Annotated in this window: 22 protein-coding genes; 18 read left to right on the forward strand and 4 right to left on the reverse strand. The window is 41.1% G+C overall.

Annotated features, from left to right (window positions below; translation table 11 throughout):
* Nucleotides 1–163: 163 nt before the first annotated feature.
* Complete coding sequence (locus tag SMSK564_RS08200) at nucleotides 164–1,795, reverse strand: Na/Pi cotransporter family protein (protein ID WP_000026676.1); 1,632 nt, start codon at nucleotides 1,793–1,795, stop codon at nucleotides 164–166.
* A gap of 239 nt (nucleotides 1,796–2,034) precedes the next feature.
* Between SMSK564_RS08200 and SMSK564_RS08205 the strand changes: the two genes are divergently transcribed.
* The 10 genes from SMSK564_RS08205 (at nucleotide 2,035) to dnaJ (ending at nucleotide 12,144) form a co-directional block, all read left to right on the forward strand.
* Nucleotides 2,035–3,231, forward strand: a complete 1,197-nt coding sequence (locus SMSK564_RS08205) for a phosphoglycerate kinase (protein ID WP_001096761.1) — start codon at nucleotides 2,035–2,037, stop codon at nucleotides 3,229–3,231.
* A gap of 78 nt (nucleotides 3,232–3,309) precedes the next feature.
* Nucleotides 3,310–3,525 carry a hypothetical protein gene (locus SMSK564_RS13480; protein WP_176602632.1) on the forward strand — a complete coding sequence of 72 codons (216 nt, stop codon included), beginning with the start codon at nucleotides 3,310–3,312 and terminating at the stop codon, nucleotides 3,523–3,525.
* A 135-nt stretch (nucleotides 3,526–3,660) separates the two neighbouring features.
* Nucleotides 3,661–4,188: an FUSC family protein gene (locus SMSK564_RS08210; RefSeq protein ID WP_000119914.1), complete on the forward strand. Its 528-nt coding sequence runs from the start codon at nucleotides 3,661–3,663 to the stop codon at nucleotides 4,186–4,188.
* A 76-nt stretch (nucleotides 4,189–4,264) separates the two neighbouring features.
* Nucleotides 4,265–4,621 (forward strand): transcriptional repressor GlnR, encoded by a 357-nt coding sequence (gene glnR, locus SMSK564_RS08215; RefSeq protein ID WP_000659547.1) that lies wholly within the window; start codon nucleotides 4,265–4,267, stop codon nucleotides 4,619–4,621.
* A 36-nt stretch (nucleotides 4,622–4,657) separates the two neighbouring features.
* On the forward strand, nucleotides 4,658–6,004 hold the full coding sequence (gene glnA, locus SMSK564_RS08220) for a type I glutamate--ammonia ligase (RefSeq protein WP_001122878.1): 1,347 nt from the start codon (nucleotides 4,658–4,660) through the stop codon (nucleotides 6,002–6,004).
* A 198-nt stretch (nucleotides 6,005–6,202) separates the two neighbouring features.
* Nucleotides 6,203–7,237, forward strand: coding sequence for a heat-inducible transcriptional repressor HrcA (gene hrcA / locus SMSK564_RS08225; RefSeq protein ID WP_000255752.1), 1,035 nt, complete (start codon nucleotides 6,203–6,205; stop codon nucleotides 7,235–7,237).
* 26 nt (nucleotides 7,238–7,263) lie between these two features.
* Entirely contained in the window at nucleotides 7,264–7,788 is a 525-nt protein-coding gene (grpE, locus tag SMSK564_RS08230) for a nucleotide exchange factor GrpE (protein ID WP_000046037.1), read from the forward strand.
* Between the two features lie 251 nt (nucleotides 7,789–8,039).
* A complete protein-coding gene (dnaK, locus tag SMSK564_RS08235; RefSeq protein WP_000034661.1) occupies nucleotides 8,040–9,863 on the forward strand; it encodes a molecular chaperone DnaK in 1,824 nt (607 codons plus the stop codon).
* Nucleotides 9,864–10,102: 239 nt separating this feature from the next.
* Nucleotides 10,103–10,735, forward strand: a complete 633-nt coding sequence (locus tag SMSK564_RS08240) for a DJ-1/PfpI family protein (RefSeq protein ID WP_004236660.1) — start codon at nucleotides 10,103–10,105, stop codon at nucleotides 10,733–10,735.
* Nucleotides 10,736–11,007: 272 nt separating this feature from the next.
* Nucleotides 11,008–12,144, forward strand: coding sequence for a molecular chaperone DnaJ (gene dnaJ, locus SMSK564_RS08245; protein WP_001066319.1), 1,137 nt, complete (start codon nucleotides 11,008–11,010; stop codon nucleotides 12,142–12,144).
* Nucleotides 12,145–12,168: 24 nt separating this feature from the next.
* Here dnaJ and SMSK564_RS08250 read toward each other — a convergent pair whose 3' ends face one another.
* Both SMSK564_RS08250 and SMSK564_RS08255 read right to left on the reverse strand, forming a co-directional pair.
* Complete coding sequence (locus SMSK564_RS08250) at nucleotides 12,169–12,456, reverse strand: hypothetical protein (RefSeq protein WP_000777762.1); 288 nt, start codon at nucleotides 12,454–12,456, stop codon at nucleotides 12,169–12,171.
* Between the two features lie 9 nt (nucleotides 12,457–12,465).
* Entirely contained in the window at nucleotides 12,466–12,876 is a 411-nt protein-coding gene (locus SMSK564_RS08255) for an HIT family protein (protein ID WP_001278317.1), read from the reverse strand.
* 67 nt (nucleotides 12,877–12,943) lie between these two features.
* Here SMSK564_RS08255 and SMSK564_RS08260 point away from each other — a divergent pair, with 67 nt between their 5' ends.
* Together SMSK564_RS08260 and SMSK564_RS08265 are read left to right on the forward strand one after the other, a co-directional pair.
* Nucleotides 12,944–13,675 carry an ABC transporter ATP-binding protein gene (locus SMSK564_RS08260; RefSeq protein WP_000889953.1) on the forward strand — a complete coding sequence of 244 codons (732 nt, stop codon included), beginning with the start codon at nucleotides 12,944–12,946 and terminating at the stop codon, nucleotides 13,673–13,675.
* The gene (locus SMSK564_RS08265) at nucleotides 13,672–14,721 is read left to right on the forward strand and encodes an ABC transporter permease (protein WP_000653765.1); all 1,050 of its coding nucleotides are present in this window, start codon (nucleotides 13,672–13,674) and stop codon (nucleotides 14,719–14,721) included. Before SMSK564_RS08260 ends, SMSK564_RS08265 begins: the two co-directional genes overlap by 4 nt.
* 61 nt (nucleotides 14,722–14,782) lie before the next feature.
* Here SMSK564_RS08265 and SMSK564_RS08270 read toward each other — a convergent pair whose 3' ends face one another.
* Nucleotides 14,783–15,112, reverse strand: a complete 330-nt coding sequence (locus SMSK564_RS08270) for a hypothetical protein (protein WP_000132586.1) — start codon at nucleotides 15,110–15,112, stop codon at nucleotides 14,783–14,785.
* Between the two features lie 295 nt (nucleotides 15,113–15,407).
* Here SMSK564_RS08270 and SMSK564_RS08275 point away from each other — a divergent pair, with 295 nt between their 5' ends.
* The 6 genes from SMSK564_RS08275 to SMSK564_RS08300 all read left to right on the forward strand — a co-directional run bounded on the left by SMSK564_RS08275 (nucleotide 15,408) and on the right by SMSK564_RS08300 (nucleotide 19,282).
* Nucleotides 15,408–16,145, forward strand: coding sequence for a response regulator transcription factor (locus SMSK564_RS08275; RefSeq protein WP_001219148.1), 738 nt, complete (start codon nucleotides 15,408–15,410; stop codon nucleotides 16,143–16,145).
* 13 nt (nucleotides 16,146–16,158) lie between these two features.
* A complete protein-coding gene (locus tag SMSK564_RS08280; protein ID WP_000282324.1) occupies nucleotides 16,159–17,508 on the forward strand; it encodes a sensor histidine kinase in 1,350 nt (449 codons plus the stop codon).
* Between the two features lie 68 nt (nucleotides 17,509–17,576).
* The gene (locus tag SMSK564_RS08285; RefSeq protein WP_001036310.1) at nucleotides 17,577–17,933 is read left to right on the forward strand and encodes a hypothetical protein; all 357 of its coding nucleotides are present in this window, start codon (nucleotides 17,577–17,579) and stop codon (nucleotides 17,931–17,933) included.
* Nucleotides 17,934–18,250: 317 nt separating this feature from the next.
* Nucleotides 18,251–18,415 carry a hypothetical protein gene (locus SMSK564_RS12780; protein ID WP_000823304.1) on the forward strand — a complete coding sequence of 55 codons (165 nt, stop codon included), beginning with the start codon at nucleotides 18,251–18,253 and terminating at the stop codon, nucleotides 18,413–18,415.
* On the forward strand, nucleotides 18,412–18,816 hold the full coding sequence (locus tag SMSK564_RS08295; RefSeq protein ID WP_000846940.1) for a hypothetical protein: 405 nt from the start codon (nucleotides 18,412–18,414) through the stop codon (nucleotides 18,814–18,816). The genes SMSK564_RS12780 and SMSK564_RS08295 overlap by 4 nt, the downstream gene beginning before the upstream one ends.
* A gap of 82 nt (nucleotides 18,817–18,898) precedes the next feature.
* Nucleotides 18,899–19,282 carry a hypothetical protein gene (locus tag SMSK564_RS08300; protein WP_000877391.1) on the forward strand — a complete coding sequence of 128 codons (384 nt, stop codon included), beginning with the start codon at nucleotides 18,899–18,901 and terminating at the stop codon, nucleotides 19,280–19,282.
* The last annotated feature ends 44 nt before the right edge of the window (nucleotides 19,283–19,326 follow it).

The raw sequence follows: 19,326 nt of genomic DNA on the forward strand, positions 1-19,326 counted from the left end.
GCAATTCTTGGTTAGGAAAAGAAAAAAGCCATCCTATTTAGGATAGCTTCTTGGTACTTATACTCAATGAAAATCAAAGAGCAAACTAGGAAACTAGCCGCAGGCTGTACTTGAGTACGGCAAGGCGACGTTGACGTGGTTTGAATTTGATTTTCGAAGAGCATTAGATTTGTTCAGCGATGACCTTTTCAGCCAGATTCATAGCATGGTCAGATACACGAGTATAGTGGGAAATGATGTCGATAAAGTTGACCCCAGCTTGCGTTGAACACTCGCCCTTGTTGAGGCGTTTGATGTGAGTCTTTCTGAGAACACGTTCCATATTGTTGATTTCTTTATGGCGTTCAATCAGACTTTGAGCTTTTTCAATATCATTGTTTTCCACGCTATCAAGGGCATCCTTGATAAAGCCAGTGGTTTTTTGATAGATATCAGCTAGTTCTTGCAAAGCAGCTTCAGAGAACTCAACATTTTTACGTTGAAGGTAGTCGGTCAGATTGATTAGGGCTTCTGCGTGGTCCCCAATCCGTTCCAAATCACGGGATGAATCCAGGATGTTGGTCAGCACTTCACTTTCTTTCTGGCTAAGGGCTTCACTTGAAAGGGTAATAAGGTAACGAGTCAATTTTTCATCAATGGTATTGATGGCTTCTTCTGTCTTGTGGCCTTTTTCAGCAACCTTTTCATTAAGGTCAATGATATAGTTATAAGAAAGGTCAAAGGCTTTAGAAGCATAATTTCCTAAGTGAAGGAGTTCTTTTTTCGCATTTCCGAGAGCGATTGATGGAGCTTGCTTAATCAAGTGTTCATCAAGGTAAAGTGGCTCGTACTTGACAACTTCATCTTCACCAGGGATGAGCTTGGTTACAAAGTAGGCCAAGGCTCCGATGAATGGAAATTGTATAATGGTGTTACTTACGTTAAAGGCACCGTGAGAAAAGGCAATGGTCATCTCAGGTGAGAGGTGAAGGAGTGCTTGGAAGTACTCAATCATAGATGTAAATGGACCTAATAAGATTAAGCAAAGAATAGTTCCTAAAACGTTAAAGGTAACGTGGGTTGCAGCAACGCGTTTCGCAGAGATGTTTGCTCCAGCAGCTGCTAGGATAACAGTTAAGGTTGTCCCGATATTATCCCCGAAGAGAACCGGTAGCGAACCTTTAAGATCAAGGAATCCACCTGCATAGAGCCCTTGCAAAATCCCGATTGTCGCAGAAGAAGCTTGGATGAGAACGGTAATCACTGCACCGGCAAAAACTCCCAACACAGGATTTTGTCCCAAGGTTACCATGTATTCCTTGAATTGTGGTAAATCTTTAAGAGGGCTCATACCGGCACTGATGAGGTTGAGGGCGTAGAAGATGCCCCCTACACCAAACAGGATGCGCCCGATATTGTTTGCTGTTCTATTTTTGGTAAAGAAGAGGAACATGGTTCCAAGGAAAATCAGGGGTAAAGCATACTCACCAAGCTTGAAACCAATGATAAAGGAAGTAACGGTAGTTCCGATGTTGGCTCCCATGATAATTCCGATAGCCTGTCTAAGAGTTAGAAGGCTAGCGCTGACCAGTCCAACCGTGATAACTGTAACCCCTGTACTTGACTGAATCAGGGCAGTCACGACAATTCCGACTAGAACACCTAGAAAGGGATTGCTAGTGTACTTGTCAATGTAAAAACGAAGGCGATCTCCAGCAGCTTGTTGCAAACCGTCTCCCATGGTCTTGATACTATATAAGAATAATCCTAGACCACCTAAAAAGTGAAATAAAATTTCCTGCCAATTAATGGACATTTCTTTTTCCTCCGAAAAATAATAACGGAATTTCTCCTATTCTATTTTAAAGGATAAAAGTAAATCTAACAAGTGTTAAGCTAAGATTTTAGAAAGAAAATTCGTTAGAAAAAGCAAAAATAATATACTCTAGCATGCCACAAAGATTAAATATCGAAAAATCTTGTGAAATCTTTCCTTATATTTCCAAAGTGTGATATAATAGTTTCGAATAAAATAAATAAAGGGGTTTTTGTAACATGGCAAAACTTACTGTTAAAGACGTTGACTTGAAAGGTAAAAAAGTCCTCGTTCGTGTGGATTTCAACGTACCATTGAAAGATGGCGTAATCACTAACGACAACCGTATCACTGCAGCTCTTCCAACTATTAAGTACATCGTCGAACAAGGTGGACGTGCTATCCTCTTCTCTCACCTTGGACGTGTGAAAGAAGAAGCTGATAAAGCTGGTAAATCACTTGCTCCTGTAGCTGCTGATTTGGCTGCTAAATTGGGTCAAGACGTTGTTTTCCCAGGTGTCACTCGTGGTGCTGAATTGGAAGCAGCAATCAATGCTCTTGAAGATGGACAAGTTCTTTTGGTTGAAAACACTCGTTACGAAGATGTTGACGGCAAAAAAGAATCTAAAAACGATCCTGAACTTGGTAAATACTGGGCATCACTTGGAGATGGTATCTTCGTAAACGATGCATTCGGTACAGCTCACCGTGCACACGCATCTAACGTTGGTATCTCAGCAAATGTTGAAAAAGCAGTTGCTGGTTTCCTTCTTGAAAACGAAATTGCCTACATCCAAGAAGCCGTTGAAACTCCAGAACGTCCATTCGTAGCAATCCTTGGTGGTTCAAAAGTTTCAGACAAGATCGGTGTTATCGAAAACTTGCTTGAAAAAGCTGATAAAGTCCTTATCGGTGGCGGGATGACTTACACATTCTACAAAGCACAAGGTATCGAAATCGGTAACTCACTTGTAGAAGAAGACAAATTGGATGTCGCGAAAGCTCTTCTTGAAAAAGCAAACGGTAAATTGATCTTGCCAGTTGACTCAAAAGAAGCTAACGCATTTGCTGGCTACACTGAAGTGCGTGACACTGAAGGTGAAGCAGTTTCTGAAGGCTTCCTTGGTCTTGACATCGGTCCAAAATCTATCGCTAAATTTGACGAAGCTTTGACTGGTGCCAAAACAGTTGTATGGAACGGACCTATGGGTGTATTTGAAAACCCAGACTTCCAAGCTGGTACAATCGGTGTGATGGACGCTATCGTGAAACAACCAGGAGTTAAATCAATCATCGGTGGTGGTGACTCAGCTGCTGCAGCGATCAACCTTGGACGTGCAGATAAATTCTCATGGATCTCTACTGGTGGTGGAGCATCAATGGAACTTCTCGAAGGTAAAGTATTGCCAGGTTTGGCTGCACTTACAGAAAAATAATTTCAGCCCGTTAGTCTCTACAAAATCCTGATTTTGTAGAAAAAGGAACAAAACTGAAACGTTAACAAAAAGGTGGCTATGTCACCTTTTTGTGTTAGTGTAGGTATTTGTGACGCGGTGGTGGGGCATCAATGGAGCTTCTTGAAGGTAATACTCTTCGAAAATCAGATTCAAACCACGTCAACGTCGCCTTGCCGTACTCAAGTACAGCCTGCGGCTAGTTTCCTAGTTTGCTCTTTGATTTTCATTGAGTATAAAGTTCTTCCAGGACTTGCAGCCTTGACAGAAAAATAAGATTTTATAAATAAATCAAAGAAGAGAGGGATGGAAGTTCCTCTTTTCTTTTGCTTAAAATAAAAACGCTTCCTCTCAACTATTACTCATAAAAATCACCGATTTATGATAAAATGGAAATAGAAAGTTGAGATTATGAGTTATTTTAAAAAATATAAATTCGATAAATCCCAGTTCAAACTTGGTATGCGAACCTTTAAAACAGGTATTGCTGTTTTTCTAGTTCTCTTGATTTTTGGCTTTTTTGGCTGGAAAGGTCTTCAAATTGGTGCTTTGACAGCTGTGTTTAGCCTGAGGGAGAGTTTTGATAAGAGTGTTCATTTTGGGACTTCGCGTATTCTAGGAAATAGTATTGGTGGCCTCTATGCCTTGGTTTTCTTCCTAATAAATAGTTTTTTCCACGAAGCCTTTTGGGTGACCTTGGTAGTTGTTCCAATCTGCACCATGTTAACCATTATGACAAATGTAGCCATGAATAACAAAGCAGGTGTTATTGGCGGTGTAGCAGCCATGTTAATCATTACCCTATCAATTCCGAGTGGAGAAACAATTTTGTACGTATTTGCGCGTGTATCGGAAACTTTTATGGGAGTTTTTGTCGCAATTCTCGTAAATTACGATATCGACCGCATTCGACTCTTTTTAGAGAAGAAAGAAAAATAATGTTACATTTTATAACATTATCAATTGACGTTTGTCTTTTTTTAGACTATAATAGACAGAAAGAAGGAAATTGTAAATGAAGGAAAAAGAATTTCGCCGAAATATGGCTGTTTTTCCTATCGGCAGTGTTATGAAGTTGACCGATCTATCGGCGCGCCAGATTCGTTATTATGAAGATCAAGAGTTGATTAAGCCTGATCGAAACGAAGGGAACCGTCGCATGTATTCCTTGAATGACATGGATCGTCTGCTTGAAATCAAAGATTATATCTCTGAAGGTTATAATATCGCTGCCATTAAGAAAAAATATGCTGAACGTGAAGCGAAATCCAAGAAAGCGGTTAGTCAGACTGAGGTGCGCCGTGCACTTCACAATGAACTCCTCCAGCAGGGTCGCTTTGCTTCGGTGCAATCACCTTTTGGACGCGGTTAGGCAACCGCAAGTAGTCATACATTAAGGAGAAAACTCATGCCAATCACAGCTGCAGATATTCGTCGTGAAGTCGAGGAAAAAAATGTTACCTTTATTCGTCTCATGTTTTCAGATATTTTGGGAACCATGAAAAACGTCGAAATTCCTGCTACAGATGAACAATTAGATAAGGTCTTGTCAAATAAGGCTATGTTTGATGGATCTTCTATTGAAGGTTTTGTACGTATCAATGAGTCGGATATGTACTTGTACCCTGACTTGGATACATGGACAGTCTTCCCTTGGGGAGATGAAAATGGAAGTGTTGCAGGTCTGATCTGTGATGTCTATACAACAGAAGGTGAGCCATTTGCAGGAGACCCTCGTGGCAATTTGAAGCGTGCTCTTCGTCACATGGAAGAAGTGGGATTCAAGTCCTTCAACCTTGGTCCAGAGCCAGAATTCTTCCTATTTAAGTTGGATGAAAATGGAGACCCAACACTTGAAGTGAATGACAAGGGTGGCTACTTTGATTTGGCGCCTACTGACCTTGCGGACAATACACGTCGTGAGATTGTGAATGTCTTGACCAAAATGGGATTTGAAGTAGAAGCCAGTCACCACGAGGTTGCGGTTGGACAACATGAGATTGACTTCAAGTACGATGAAGTTCTCCGTGCTTGTGATAAGATTCAAATCTTTAAACTCGTTGTTAAAACCATTGCTCGCAAACATGGTCTTTACGCAACCTTTATGGCGAAACCAAAATTTGGTATTGCTGGATCAGGTATGCACTGTAATATGTCCTTGTTTGATGCAGAAGGAAACAATGCCTTCTTTGATCCAAATGATCCAAAAGGAATGCAGTTGTCAGAAACGGCCTACCATTTCCTTGGTGGTTTGATCAAGCATGCCTACAACTATACTGCCATCATGAACCCAACGGTTAACTCATACAAACGTTTGGTTCCAGGTTATGAAGCTCCTGTTTACATTGCTTGGGCTGGTCGTAACCGTTCACCACTTGTGCGCGTGCCTGCTTCACGTGGTATGGGAACTCGTCTTGAGTTGCGTTCAGTGGATCCAATGGCAAACCCATACATCGCTATGGCTGTTCTTTTGGAGGTTGGTTTGCATGGTATTGAAAATAAAATCGAAGCACCAGCTCCTATCGAAGAAAATATCTACATCATGACAGCAGAAGAGCGTAAGGAAGCTGGTATCACAGACCTTCCATCAACTCTTCACAACGCTTTGAAAGCTTTGACAGAAGATGAGGTTGTCAGAGCAGCTCTTGGAGAACATATCTATACTAGTTTCCTTGAAGCAAAACGAATCGAATGGGCAAGTTATGCAACCTTTGTTTCACAATGGGAAATTGATAATTATTTAGATCTTTACTAATACTAATATAGAAGAAAGATTGCCTGAGGGTGCTCTTTTTTTCTAGGTCTGTAGACTGATTTTTAGCACTCTTGATAAAAGAGTGCTAATTTTTTGAGTTTTTATCTTGACATTCTCTTTTAAGGGTGTATAATAGAATCATAAGTTAGCACTTGAGTGTATCGAGTGCTAATCGATCAGACAGAGAGGAGTGATGAGATGGTTACAGAGCGTCAGCAGGATATTCTAAATCTGATTATTGACATCTTTACCAAAACGCACGAACCTGTCGGATCCAAAGCCTTGCAAGAGTCTATTAACTCTAGCAGCGCAACCATTCGTAATGACATGGCGGCTCTAGAAAAGCAAGGTTTGCTTGAAAAGGCTCATACTTCAAGTGGTCGGATGCCAAGTGTTGCTGGTTTTCAGTACTATGTAAAACACTCACTGGATTTTGACCGACTGGCTGAAAATGAGGTATATGAGATTGTCAAAGCCTTTGATCAGGAATTCTTCAAACTAGAGGATATTCTGCAAGAGGCTGCCAATCTACTGACAGACTTGAGTGGCTGTACGGTAGTGGCTCTGGATGTTGAGCCCAGCAAGCAACGGTTGACAGCCTTTGATATCGTTGTTTTAGGGCAACATACAGCCTTGGCGGTATTCACCCTAGACGAATCGCGAACGGTTACCAGTCAGTTTCTGATTCCAAGGAACTTCTTGCAGGAGGATTTGCTGAAACTGAAGAGCATCATTCAGGAACGTTTCCTCGGTCACACCGTTCTAGATATTCACTACAAGATTCGGACGGAGATTCCGCAGATTATCCAGCGTTACTTCACAACAACGGATAATGTCATGGATCTCTTTGAACACATCTTTAAAGAAATGTTCAACGAAAACATTGTGGTGGCGGGCAAGGTTAATCTCTTGAATTTTGCCAATCTAGCAGCCTATCAGTTCTTTGACCAACCGCAAAAGGTGGCCTTGGAGATTCGTGAGGGTCTGCATGAGGATCAGATGCAAAATGTCCGTGTTGCAGATAGTCAAGAGTCTTGTCTGGCTGACTTAGCGGTGATTAGTAGCAAGTTCCTCATTCCTTATCGGGGAGTTGGAATTCTAGCGATTATCGGTCCAGTCAATCTGGATTACCAACAGCTAATCAACCAAGTCAATGTGGTCAACCGTGTTTTGACCATGAAGTTGACAGATTTTTACCGTTATCTCAGCAGTAATCATTACGAAGTACATTAAGATTGAAATCATTAAAGGAGGCGAAAATGGCCCAAGATATAAAAAATGAAGAAGTAGAAGAAGTTCAAGAAGAGGAAGTTGTGGAAACGGTAGAAGAAACAACTCCTGAAAAGTCTGAGTTGGACTTGGCAAATGAACGTGCGGATGAGTTCGAAAATAAATACCTTCGCGCTCATGCAGAGATTCAAAATATCCAACGTCGTGCCAATGAAGAGCGTCAAAACTTGCAACGTTATCGTAGCCAGGACTTGGCAAAAGCAATCCTACCATCGCTCGACAATCTTGAGCGTGCACTCGCAGTTGAAGGTTTGACAGATGATGTGAAGAAGGGCTTGGAAATGGTGCAAGAAAGCTTGATTCACGCTTTGAAAGAAGAAGGAATCGAAGAAATCGCAGCTGACGGTGAATTTGACCATAACTATCATATGGCCATCCAAACTCTCCCAGCAGACGATGAACACCCGGCAGATACCATCGCCCAAGTTTTCCAAAAAGGCTACAAACTCCATGACCGCATCCTACGCCCAGCAATGGTGGTTGTTTATAACTAGGCTAGATAGCTTGAAAAAACTTGTCCGAAACGACAATAAACTATGAAGAAAGATAAGAGGCAAGCCGGAGGCTTGCAAGGAAGATATTTCCCACCGTGGTGAAAGTTTCAGTAGCAAAAGCTACTGAAACAGGGGATTTTTGAGACAATAGGCTCAAAAATAAGTGATGAAATCCCGTAGGGAGTTGCTCACGTCCCCACCACTTAAGGGAAATATAAAAAATAGAAAATTAACTAATAAGGAGAAAACACATGTCTAAAATTATCGGTATTGACTTAGGTACAACAAACTCAGCAGTAGCAGTTCTTGAAGGAACTGAAAGCAAAATCATCGCAAACCCAGAAGGAAACCGTACAACTCCATCTGTAGTCTCATTCAAAAACGGCGAAATCATCGTTGGTGATGCTGCAAAACGTCAAGCAGTCACAAATCCGGATACAGTCATCTCTATCAAATCTAAGATGGGAACTTCTGAAAAAGTTTCTGCTAACGGAAAAGAATACACTCCACAAGAAATCTCAGCTATGATTCTTCAATACTTGAAAGGTTATGCTGAAGACTACCTTGGTGAAAAAGTAACCAAAGCAGTTATCACAGTTCCAGCTTACTTCAACGATGCTCAACGTCAAGCAACTAAAGACGCTGGTAAAATCGCTGGTCTTGAAGTAGAACGTATCGTCAACGAACCAACTGCAGCCGCTCTTGCTTACGGTTTGGACAAGACTGACAAAGAAGAAAAAATCTTGGTATTTGACCTTGGTGGTGGTACATTCGACGTCTCTATCCTTGAATTGGGTGACGGTGTCTTCGATGTATTGTCAACTGCAGGGGACAACAAACTTGGTGGTGATGACTTTGACCAAAAAATCATCGACCACTTGGTAGCAGAATTCAAAAAAGAAAACGGTATTGACTTGTCTACTGACAAGATGGCAATGCAACGTTTGAAAGATGCAGCTGAAAAAGCGAAGAAAGACCTTTCTGGTGTAACTTCAACTCAAATCAGCTTGCCATTTATCACTGCAGGTGAAGCTGGACCTCTTCACTTGGAAATGACTTTGACTCGTGCGAAATTTGACGACTTGACTCGTGACCTTGTAGAACGTACAAAAGTTCCAGTTCGTCAAGCCCTTTCAGATGCAGGTTTAAGCTTGTCAGAAATCGACGAAGTTATCCTTGTTGGTGGTTCAACTCGTATCCCAGCCGTTGTAGAAGCAGTTAAAGCTGAAACTGGTAAAGAACCAAACAAATCAGTAAACCCTGATGAAGTAGTTGCTATGGGTGCTGCCATCCAAGGTGGTGTGATTACTGGTGATGTCAAAGACGTTGTCCTTCTTGATGTAACACCATTGTCACTTGGTATCGAAACAATGGGTGGTGTCTTCACAAAACTCATCGACCGTAACACAACAATTCCAACATCTAAATCACAAGTCTTCTCAACTGCGGCAGACAACCAACCAGCCGTTGATATCCATGTTCTTCAAGGTGAACGCCCAATGGCGGCAGATAACAAGACTCTTGGACGCTTCCAATTGACAGATATCCCAGCTGCACCTCGTGGAATTCCTCAAATCGAAGTAACATTTGACATCGACAAGAACGGTATCGTGTCTGTTAAGGCTAAAGATCTTGGAACTCAAAAAGAACAAACTATTGTGATCCAATCTAACTCAGGTTTGACTGACGAAGAAATCGACCGCATGATGAAAGATGCAGAAGCTAACGCTGAAGCAGATAAGAAACGTAAAGAAGAGGTTGACCTTCGTAATGAAGTAGACCAAGCTATCTTCGCAACTGAAAAGACTATCAAGGAAACTGAAGGAAAAGGTTTCGACGCAGAACGTGACGCTGCCCAAGCTGCCCTTGATGACCTTAAGAAAGCGCAAGAAGACAACAACTTGGACGACATGAAAGCAAAACTTGAAGCATTGAACGAAAAAGCTCAAGGACTTGCTGTTAAACTCTATGAACAAGCCGCCGCAGCTCAACAAGCTCAAGCAGGAGCAGAAGGCGCACAAGCAACAGGAAACGCAGGCGATGACGTCGTAGACGGAGAGTTTACGGAAAAATAAAATAGTCCAGTGGACTATTTTATCCCGAGCTTGAAAATCAGGAGAGCGAGGTAGGTAAGAATGACTAATCACTAAAGTGATTGTCATTCTACGGCAATCGCTATGGCGACTTGCCTAAACGCCTTACTAGTTCAAAAACAAAGTATAATCGACTTTATTTTTGAACGTCGTAATGATAAGAAGAAATCCAGAGGTTGCAACCCAGCCTCTGTTTTTCGATAAGGTAGAGGATGTTGCGTATGAAAAAAGTACTTTGTGTCATTTATCCTAATTTTTCTCTTTATGAGATAGCCTCTTTAACAAGTACTTTAGCTCTGTCTTTTGATATCACGATTGATTATGTAGCTTCTGAGAATTCGATAGTGGTCTCTGAGGATGGTTTGTCCTGTCAACCGACGAAAACATTGGATCAGATCCGTATAGAAGATTATTCTTGTGTGATTTTGCCAGGAATGGTAAATATAGGTCCTGCTCTACAAGATGAGAAATTGATCTCGTTTTTGAGAAGTCTTAATGAGCAAGATATCCTAATTGCAGCCATTTCTTCAGCGCCCCTTTTATTGGCGAAAGCAGGCTTGTTGAACGACACGAAATTTACAGGTGGAATTTGGCAAAACTTCTTTGACTATTTTGAATTTCTTCCACGTGAGAATTTCCAACCGAAAGTTCTTGTCCAAGATAAACAAATCATTACGGCTATCGGTTTTGCACATCAAGAGTTTGCAAGAAAAGTGATTTGCGGTTTAGGCTTGGCAGAGAATACGGACAACTATTTTAAAGAACAGAACGAGTATGCTGAAGAGGATTTGATATTTACTCTATCAGATGAAGAGTTTAATCAAGTGAAGCAGAGTATAGAAAACAGCCTCTAAAGATTTACATGAAAATTATAGAAAGGAACAAGGGTGTTCAGGGAATTGAACCCGGGTTCCCAAATTTCTTACTCAATATAACAGAAAGGAATTGAACCCGACCTAAATGGTGGTTCGATTCAGAACATCAATAGAAAGGAATAAGGGTGTTCAGGGAATTGAACACGGGCTACGGACTGTGCCAAAAAGATAGTTTTTTCTAGGACGCAAGCGTCCGTCGTCAAAACTCCTATTTTAGCTGTGTCCGTTTGACGCCCTTTGTATCTTGAATTATGAACAATACTGAATTTTATGATCGTCTGGGGGTGTCCAAAAACGCTTCGGCAGACGAAATCAAAAAGGCTTATCGTAAGCTTTCCAAAAAATATCACCCAGATATCAACAAGGAGCCTGGTGCTGAGGAAAAGTACAAGGAAGTTCAAGAAGCCTATGAGACTTTGAGTGACGACCAAAAACGTGCGGCCTATGACCAATATGGTGCTGCAGGTGCCAACGGTGGCTTTGGTGGTGCTGGTGGTTTCGGCGGTTTCAACGGAGCAGGTGGCTTCGGTGGTTTTGAGGACATCTTCTCAAGTTTCTTCGGCGGAGGCGGTGCTTCGCGCAATCCAAATGCTCCTCGCCAAGGGGATGACCTCCAGTATCGTGTGAACTTGACCTTTGAAGAAGCTATTTTTGGAGCTGAAAAAGAAGTCAAATATAACCGTGAAGCAAGCTGTCGTACATGTAATGGCTCTGGTGCTAAGCCAGGAACAAGTCCAGTCACTTGTGGACGCTGTCATGGCGCTGGTGTCATTAACGTCGATACACAGACTCCGCTTGGTATGATGCGTCGCCAAGTAACCTGTGATGTCTGTCACGGTCGCGGAAAAGAAATTAAAGATCCATGTACAACCTGTCACGGAACAGGTCATGAAAAACAAGCTCATAGTGTACATGTGAAAATCCCTGCTGGTGTGGAAACAGGTCAACAAATTCGCCTAGCAGGCCAAGGTGAAGCAGGCTTTAACGGTGGCCCTTACGGTGACTTGTATGTAGTGGTTTCTGTGGAAGCCAGCGATAAGTTTGAACGTGAAGGAACGACTATCTTCTATAATCTCAACCTCAACTTTGTCCAAGCAGCTCTTGGTGATACAGTTGATATCCCAACGGTTCACGGTGATGTTGAATTGGTTATCCCAGAGGGAACTCAGACTGGTAAGAAATTCCGTTTACGTGGTAAGGGAGCTCCGAGCCTTCGTGGCGGTGCAGTTGGTGACCAATACGTTACTGTTAATGTCGTAACACCGACAGGCTTGAACGACCGCCAAAAAGCAGCGCTTAAAGAATTCGCAGCTGCTGGTGACTTGAAAGTAAATCCAAAGAAAAAAGGCTTCTTTGACCATATAAAAGATGCCTTTGAAGGTGAATAAAGCAAAAAGAGCCGTCGGGCTCTTTTACTTATCTTCAGTTTCCTGTGTTTCTTTGATCACAGCTAGTCTAGTCTGGATATCCTTTTCCAAGACCTTAAACTTGTAAGTCAGGTCTTCTTGGTATTCCTTGATGAGTTCTTTTTGCTGGTCGATGATTTGTAGGCTATTTTGGATAATATTTACATCGTCCTTGATAGCTTGAACGCGGTCAGTGGTATTCAAGACTTCATCTGTGATGGTTTGGCGATTTTTTGTGACTAGATAACTTCCGGCTGCAGCTCCTGCAAATAGCAGTAGGTTGGATAATTTCATGGCAACTCCTTAGGCGTTTTTGATGGTTTCAGCGACTTGAGCGAGTTTGTCAAAGTCTGGTTCGTGGGCAATAAAATCAATTTTAAGGTCATCGTCTGCACTGTAGCGAGGCACGAGGTGAACGTGGGTATGAAAGACTGTTTGACCAGCGATTTCTTCACAGTTAGCAATGATATTCATACCAGCAGCCTTGGTAGCTTTCATGACTTTTTGAGCTACTTTTGGTACTTGGGCAAAGAGTTGGCTGGCGCTAGTAGCATCCATTTCCAAAAGATTGCGATAGTGTTCTTTGGGCACGACCAAGGTGTGTCCTGGTGTCACTTGAGAGATATCAAGAAAGGCAAGAACCTGCTCATCTTCATATACTTTTGAAGCAGGAATTTCCCCTGCAATGATTTTACAAAAAATGCAATCTGACATAAAATCTACCTCTACTGTATTGAATTTTGATATAATATAGCTACATTATACCAGATTTGGAGAAAATATGTTAGAAATTAAAAACCTGACAGGTGGCTATGTTCATGTTCCTGTTTTGAAAGATGTGTCTTTTACCGTTGAAAGTGGACAGTTGGTCGGTTTGATCGGTCTCAATGGTGCTGGGAAATCGACGACTATCAATGAAATTATCGGTCTGTTGACACCTTATAGTGGCTCCATCAATATCAATGGCCTGACCCTGCAAGAAGACGCGACTAGCTACCGCAAGCAAATTGGCTACATTCCTGAGACACCTAGTCTGTATGAGGAATTGACCCTCAGAGAGCATATCGAAACGGTTGCTATGGCTTATGGTATTGAGCAGAAAGTGGCTTTTGATCGAGTAGAACCTTTGTTAAAAATGTTCCGTCTGGACCAGAAATTAGACTGGTTCCCTGTTCATTTTTCAAAAGGGATGAAGCAGAAGGTCATGATTATTTGTGCTTTTGTGGTGGATCCGAGTCTTTTCATCGTGGATGAGCCCTTCCTTGGTCTCGATCCGCTGGCTATTGCAGACTTGATTCAGCTTTTGGAAGTGGAAAAGCAAAAGGGCAAGTCCATTCTCATGAGTACCCACGTGCTGGATTCGGCGGAGAAGATGTGTGATGCCTTTGTCATTCTCCACAAGGGAGAGGTGCGTGCCAAGGGAAATCTCCTGCAACTGCGCGAAGCCTTTGACATGCCTGAGGCTAGTTTGAATGATATTTACTTGGCTCTGACCAAAGAGGAGGACCTATGAAAGACTTGTTTTTAAAGAGAAAGCAGGCTTTTCGTAAGGAGTGTCTTGGTTATCTGCGCTATGTTCTCAATGACCACTTTGTCTTGTTCCTGCTTGTCTTGTTGGGGTTTTTAGCGTACCAGTACAGTCAACTCTTACAACATTTTCCTGAAAATCATTGGCCTATCCTTTTATTTGTAGGAATTACGTCTGTTTTACTTTTGCTTTGGGGAGGAATTGCCACCTATATGGAGGCTCCAGACAAGCTCTTTCTCTTGGTCGGAGAAGAGGAAATCAAGCTCCATCTTAAGCGTCAAACTGGCATTTCCCTAGTCTTTTGGCTCTTTGTCCAGACCCTTTTCTTGCTGTTATTTGCGCCTTTATTTTTGGCAATGGGTTATGGTTTGCCACTTTTTCTGGTCTATGTGCTTTTATTGGGGGTAGGAAAATATTTCCTCTTTCGTCAAAAGGCCAGCAAATTTTTCACTGAAACTGGACTAGACTGGGATTATGTCATTTCCCAAGAAAGCAAGCGCAAGCAAGTCTTGCTTCGTTTCTTTGCCCTCTTTACGCAGGTCAAGGGAATTTCAAACAGTGTCAAGCGTCGTGCCTATCTGGACTTTATCCTAAAGGTTGTTCAGAATGTGCCTGGGAAGATTTGGCAGAATCTTTATCTGCGTTCTTATCTGCGAAATGGAGACCTTTTTGCCCTCAGTCTCCGTCTGCTCTTACTTTCCATACTGGCGCAGGTCTTTATCGAGCAAGCTTGGATTGCGACGGCAGTGGTGGTTCTCTTTAACTACCTCTTGCTCTTCCAGTTGCTGGCCCTCTATCATGCCTTTGACTACCAGTATTTGACCCAACTCTTTCCGCTGGACAAGGGGCAAAAGGAAAAAGGCTTGCAGGCTGTAGTCCGAGGATTGACCAGTTTTGTTTTACTTGTGGAATTAGTTGTTGGGTTGATTACCTTCCAAGAAAAACTAGCCCTTCTAGCCTTACTGGGAGCTGGTTTGGTTTTACAAGCCTTGTATTTGCCTTATCAGGTAAAACGTCAGATGCAGGATTAATCTTGCTTATATGATATTAAAAAAGAAGTTGAGTTCAGTTTGTCTCAACTTCTTTTATTTTCTACAGGATAATGGTTGGACCGTAGAGGCTCAACTTGGTCTTGACTTGGTCAAAGTGGAAGCGGTCATAGGCCCGCCAAGCGGCACGAGTAGGAGCATCTGGATCAAGAGCGCTGAGTCCCATGAGAAGACTGGAAGTCTGGTAAAATTTTTCCAGTTCAATCAAGACTCGATTATCCACTGTTTCAGCCTTGGCTAGAAAACCAAGAATAGAGTTTAATTGCTCCTGAAAGCGGACGTCGTCAGCGGTTGCCTGTCTGCATGCTTGGTAGGCTTTGTTTAAGTCAGTAATCAAAGTCTGAGCTCTTTTGATAGGGTCTGTATCTGTCATGAGAATTCCTCCTTTAATCTGGGTGCCAGTCTTGCTTCTAGCAACTGTATTTTGATACTGTCAGTCTACTACTTTTATCTCCTTTTTTACCATAAAATCTTTAATTGCCCTTGAAATTTCCTGAATGGTACTGTTAAGATTTTATGATAAAATAGTTGTAAGATTATCATGCTTATTTGAGGAACAAGCTACCTTTCAGGAGTGTTGAATGCCTGTTTAGGATTTGGTGGGCTTGTATCATAGTATTTTTGCTATTCTCTTTTTAGGAAGAAATCGAAACAAGGAGAGTAAAAAGATGAGAATATTTGTTTTAGAAGATGATTTTTCCCAACAGACTAGGATTGAAACGACGATTGAGAAACTCTTGAAAGAACATCATATCACTCCCAGTTCTTTTGAGGTCTTTGGTAAGCCAGACCAGCTGCTGGCAGAGGTGCATGAGAAGGGGGTGCATCAGCTATTCTTTTTGGATATTGAGATTCGAAATGAGGAGATGAAGGGTCTGGAAGTGGCTAGAAAGATTCGGGATCGAGACCCCTATGCCCTGATTGTCTTTGTGACGACTCACTCAGAGTTTATGCCCCTGTCTTTTCGCTACCAAGTGTCAGCTTTGGACTACATTGATAAGGCCTTGTCGGCAGAGGAGTTTGAATCTCGGATCGAGACAGCCCTCCTCTATGCCAATAGTCAAGATAGTAAGAGTCTGGCGGAAGATTGCTTTTACTTTAAATCAAAATTTGCCCAATTCCAGTATCCTTTTAAAGAGGTCTACTATCTCGAAACATCGCCCAGAGCCCATCGTGTTATTCTCTATACTAAGACGGACAGGCTGGAATTTACAGCGAGTTTAGAGGAGGTTTTCAAGCAGGAACCTCGTCTCTTGCAGTGCCACCGCTCTTTTCTCATCAATCCTGCCAATGTGGTTCGTTTGGATAAGAAAGAAAAACTTCTTTACTTTCCCAATGGTGGAAGCTGTATGATCGCGCGTTATAAGGTCAGGGAAGTGTCTGAAGCTATCAATAACTTGCATTGATCTAGGAGAACTTATGTATAATATTTGTATTATATTGTATACACTTGTTACTCAGGGACTAGAAATTATCATGTTCTTTAAGGTAGATGGAATTAGTTTCACTATAGATAAAATTTTTAAGGGCTTTCTTCTAAAATTTCTTCTAGCAGCAATTGTTACAACTTTTAATTATTTAGTCTTGACTGACTATCTGTCATACTTTATAGAACCCTTGTTCGGCCTCAGCTTGTCTTTCTTATTGTTAAGAGGGCTTTCTAAAAAACTCCTTTTCTTTTATGGTCTCTTTCCAATTGTATTGATGGATATCTTTTACAGAAGTGTCTCCTATTTTGTGTTTCCGTTTTTTGGGAAAGGGATTGTAGATGGAGATGGAAATCCTGTCTTTTTGTTGATTATGATATTCGTTTGCTTTATAGTATTAGTCTTTTTGAAATGGTTGAACTATGATTTTACTAGTTTGAGAAAGGAGATTCTCGATAAAGGTTTTCAAAAGTCCCTAACTAAGATTAACTGGATAATGGGGGCTTACTTTCTAGTCATAGAAAGTCTTTCTTACTTTGAATATGCATACGATATCCAATCAAAGGCTGTTCGCCATCTTATCCTGGTGTTTTACCTCCTCTTTTTTATGGGGATTGTCAAGAAGCTGGATACCTATTTGAAGGACAAACTCCATGAGAGACTGGACCAAGAGCAGGCCCTACGCTACAGAGATATGGAGCGATATAGTCGGCATATAGAGGAGCTTTACAAGGAAGTGCGGAGTTTTCGCCATGACTACACCAACCTCTTAACCAGCTTACGTCTGGGCATTGAAGAGGAGGATATGGAGCAGATAAAAGAGATCTACGACTCGGTTTTAAAGGATTCCAGTGAAAAATTGCAGGACAACAAATATGACCTTGGACGACTCGTGAATATTCGTGATAAAGCCCTCAAAAGTCTTCTAGCAGGGAAATTTCTAAAAGCCAGAGATAAGAAGATTGTCTTCAATGTCGAAGTTCCAGAGGAGATTCAGGTAGAGGGGATGAGCCTACTTGATTTTCTAACCATTGTGTCTATCCTTTGTGACAATGCTATTGAAGCTAGTGTAGAAGCCTGTCAACCTCATGTTTCAATCGCCTTTTTAAAAAATGGAGCACAGGAGACCTTTATCATTGAAAATTCCATCAAAGAAGAGAGCATCGATATTTCTGAGATTTTCTCTTTTGGAGCAAGTTCTAAAGGGGAGGAGAGAGGAGTTGGTCTCTATACCGTCATGAAAATTGTGGAAAGCCATCCTAATACCAGTCTAAATACTACCTGCCAAAATCAAGTCTTTCGTCAGGTTTTAACAGTTCACTCGATGTCAGTTGATGATTAGAAGACTTGTGTAAAGAAGTACTGCCTGTAGTCATCAATTAAAATGCCATAGTATATGAGGTGTCCTATATGAATAAGAAATCCTTTTTTATCATCTGTTCTACGTTGATTATAGCATCGAATCTTCTCATGATTTCCGTGGTGAATAAGGGAGAAGAAACAGGGAGCAATCTGTTTGTGATTGCTATAGCCTGTGTTATGCTACCAGTCTTTTTATATGCAGTTGAAAACCAACTGACTTCATTGATAAGAGGAGAATCAATACTCCTGATTCAGTTGGCAGTTATATCCCTACTCCGTCTTGTCAACAGAATTGAGAGGACGCCTGAAATCCTCAACATTATCATTACCCTTCTATTTTTGGCAAGTGGGACAGCTGCTATCCTTGTTGCGATCATGAGAATATATGAGAACAGACGGAAGTAAGGGTGAATAGTTTTCAATTTTGGATCTTTACGTTGGTAAGTTCCCCTAGGGCAAGTATGTTTTTCATGCTTGCTTTTTTTATTTTTAACAATTCAAGATGTTTTGATGACCATTTATGATTTGAGTGATCCAAGGTCAAAATGAGTGCTATACTAACAGTGTAAAGGTTCTTGCTCAACTAATACTCTTCGAAAATCAAATTCAAACTACGTCAGCGTTGCCTTGCCGTACTCAAGTACAGCCTGCGGCTAGCTTCCTAGTTTGCTCTTTGATTTTCATTGAGTATAAGATAAAGCATACATTTAGGAGGATATCTTATGAAGAGAAAAATACTTATCATTTTCATCTTGTATCTGATTATGTCCATCTTTCTTTATCCGCTTAGGGAGAGTATTTGGTATCAGTTATTTTATACCATAGCCTATATGATTGCGGTTGTGATCTATGTTGCTTTAACTAAAAAGAAAGGAGCAAATAAATGAAAACTTTTCTTGCTAAAAAACGGAACATCTTTCTTGCGAGATTGTTCCTAGGTCAGTTGCCCTTACTTGTCTCTACTTATCTATTTCTATCTCGTCAGTTTTTAAATTTTTCTTTAATTTTCCAATTTCTTTTAGTGGTTATTAACTTAGCTTCCATTTTGGTCACTGTTTACCTCACTAGGGAGATGAGGATAAGAGAGTTTGAAGACGATGATTTGGTTAGTCCTAGAACCAATCAACTCATGTACATCGGCTTGACAGGTTTTATGTCTATTATATGTTTGTATAGAGGTATCACAGCAGGAGAATTCTATCAACAATTAATTGCCTATATTGGCGCTATTCTCTGCTTGCTTATCATGCTTCTGCTCATTTGGGGCTTGAAGTATTATAAAAAGTAGCTTCCTTTCCTCTTTTATCAGGGTATTTGAGTAGAAAGCTCTATTAAAAAGTTCGTGAAATAAATGAATGGAGGTATTTAATATGAAATACAGATTATTTCTTGTTATTTTCTTGAGTAGTATGTTGAATATTCTTTTAGGGACATTTTTACAAATCTCTAATGTATCGATTGGGTGGCTTGTTCTCTACAGTGGATTGTTTGAAGCAGGCGTTTTCCTTCTTGCTAATAAAGGGGTGGCGGTAAAAATCAAGGAAGTAGATATTCGAAATCGCTTTAAATTTATTTTTGAAAAAACCTTATGGTTTCAAATTCTTTTGCTCATCTTTTTGATGGTCAAACTTTATCTTGGTTTGGATGCGAGGTTGATTTTATTCTATGGACATATTTTCATTGTCTTTAATGCCTTAATGTATCTATTATCTAGTAGTCAGGTTAGCCTTAAAAAGAACAAGCTGTCTTCTTAATCTTGCAGTAATAGAGCCTGACAAGGTGAGCCATCCTGCCTTGT

It is taken from the genome of Streptococcus mitis SK564 (assembly GCF_000148525.1).
In the GTDB taxonomy this organism is placed as follows: Bacteria; Bacillota; Bacilli; order Lactobacillales; family Streptococcaceae; genus Streptococcus; species Streptococcus mitis_H.

What these genes read in the sequence shown, in the direction of transcription:
- SMSK564_RS08205 (WP_001096761.1), top strand. Translation starts at nt 2,035, where the DNA reads ATGGCAAAACTTACTGTTAAAGACGTTGACTTGAAAGGTAAAAAAGTC.
- SMSK564_RS08280 (WP_000282324.1), top strand. Translation starts at nt 16,159, where the DNA reads ATGTATAATATTTGTATTATATTGTATACACTTGTTACTCAGGGACTA.
- dnaJ (WP_001066319.1), top strand. Translation starts at nt 11,008, where the DNA reads ATGAACAATACTGAATTTTATGATCGTCTGGGGGTGTCCAAAAACGCT.
- SMSK564_RS13480 (WP_176602632.1), top strand. Translation starts at nt 3,310, where the DNA reads ATGTCACCTTTTTGTGTTAGTGTAGGTATTTGTGACGCGGTGGTGGGG.
- dnaK (WP_000034661.1), top strand. Translation starts at nt 8,040, where the DNA reads ATGTCTAAAATTATCGGTATTGACTTAGGTACAACAAACTCAGCAGTA.
- SMSK564_RS12780 (WP_000823304.1), top strand. Translation starts at nt 18,251, where the DNA reads ATGAAGAGAAAAATACTTATCATTTTCATCTTGTATCTGATTATGTCC.
- SMSK564_RS08275 (WP_001219148.1), top strand. Translation starts at nt 15,408, where the DNA reads ATGAGAATATTTGTTTTAGAAGATGATTTTTCCCAACAGACTAGGATT.
- SMSK564_RS08200 (WP_000026676.1), bottom strand. Translation starts at nt 1,795, where the DNA reads ATGTCCATTAATTGGCAGGAAATTTTATTTCACTTTTTAGGTGGTCTA.
- SMSK564_RS08265 (WP_000653765.1), top strand. Translation starts at nt 13,672, where the DNA reads ATGAAAGACTTGTTTTTAAAGAGAAAGCAGGCTTTTCGTAAGGAGTGT.
- grpE (WP_000046037.1), top strand. Translation starts at nt 7,264, where the DNA reads ATGGCCCAAGATATAAAAAATGAAGAAGTAGAAGAAGTTCAAGAAGAG.
- SMSK564_RS08270 (WP_000132586.1), bottom strand. Translation starts at nt 15,112, where the DNA reads ATGACAGATACAGACCCTATCAAAAGAGCTCAGACTTTGATTACTGAC.
- SMSK564_RS08285 (WP_001036310.1), top strand. Translation starts at nt 17,577, where the DNA reads ATGAATAAGAAATCCTTTTTTATCATCTGTTCTACGTTGATTATAGCA.
- SMSK564_RS08255 (WP_001278317.1), bottom strand. Translation starts at nt 12,876, where the DNA reads ATGTCAGATTGCATTTTTTGTAAAATCATTGCAGGGGAAATTCCTGCT.
- SMSK564_RS08210 (WP_000119914.1), top strand. Translation starts at nt 3,661, where the DNA reads ATGAGTTATTTTAAAAAATATAAATTCGATAAATCCCAGTTCAAACTT.
- glnR (WP_000659547.1), top strand. Translation starts at nt 4,265, where the DNA reads ATGAAGGAAAAAGAATTTCGCCGAAATATGGCTGTTTTTCCTATCGGC.
- hrcA (WP_000255752.1), top strand. Translation starts at nt 6,203, where the DNA reads ATGGTTACAGAGCGTCAGCAGGATATTCTAAATCTGATTATTGACATC.
- SMSK564_RS08295 (WP_000846940.1), top strand. Translation starts at nt 18,412, where the DNA reads ATGAAAACTTTTCTTGCTAAAAAACGGAACATCTTTCTTGCGAGATTG.
- SMSK564_RS08250 (WP_000777762.1), bottom strand. Translation starts at nt 12,456, where the DNA reads ATGAAATTATCCAACCTACTGCTATTTGCAGGAGCTGCAGCCGGAAGT.
- glnA (WP_001122878.1), top strand. Translation starts at nt 4,658, where the DNA reads ATGCCAATCACAGCTGCAGATATTCGTCGTGAAGTCGAGGAAAAAAAT.
- SMSK564_RS08260 (WP_000889953.1), top strand. Translation starts at nt 12,944, where the DNA reads ATGTTAGAAATTAAAAACCTGACAGGTGGCTATGTTCATGTTCCTGTT.
- SMSK564_RS08240 (WP_004236660.1), top strand. Translation starts at nt 10,103, where the DNA reads ATGAAAAAAGTACTTTGTGTCATTTATCCTAATTTTTCTCTTTATGAG.
- SMSK564_RS08300 (WP_000877391.1), top strand. Translation starts at nt 18,899, where the DNA reads ATGAAATACAGATTATTTCTTGTTATTTTCTTGAGTAGTATGTTGAAT.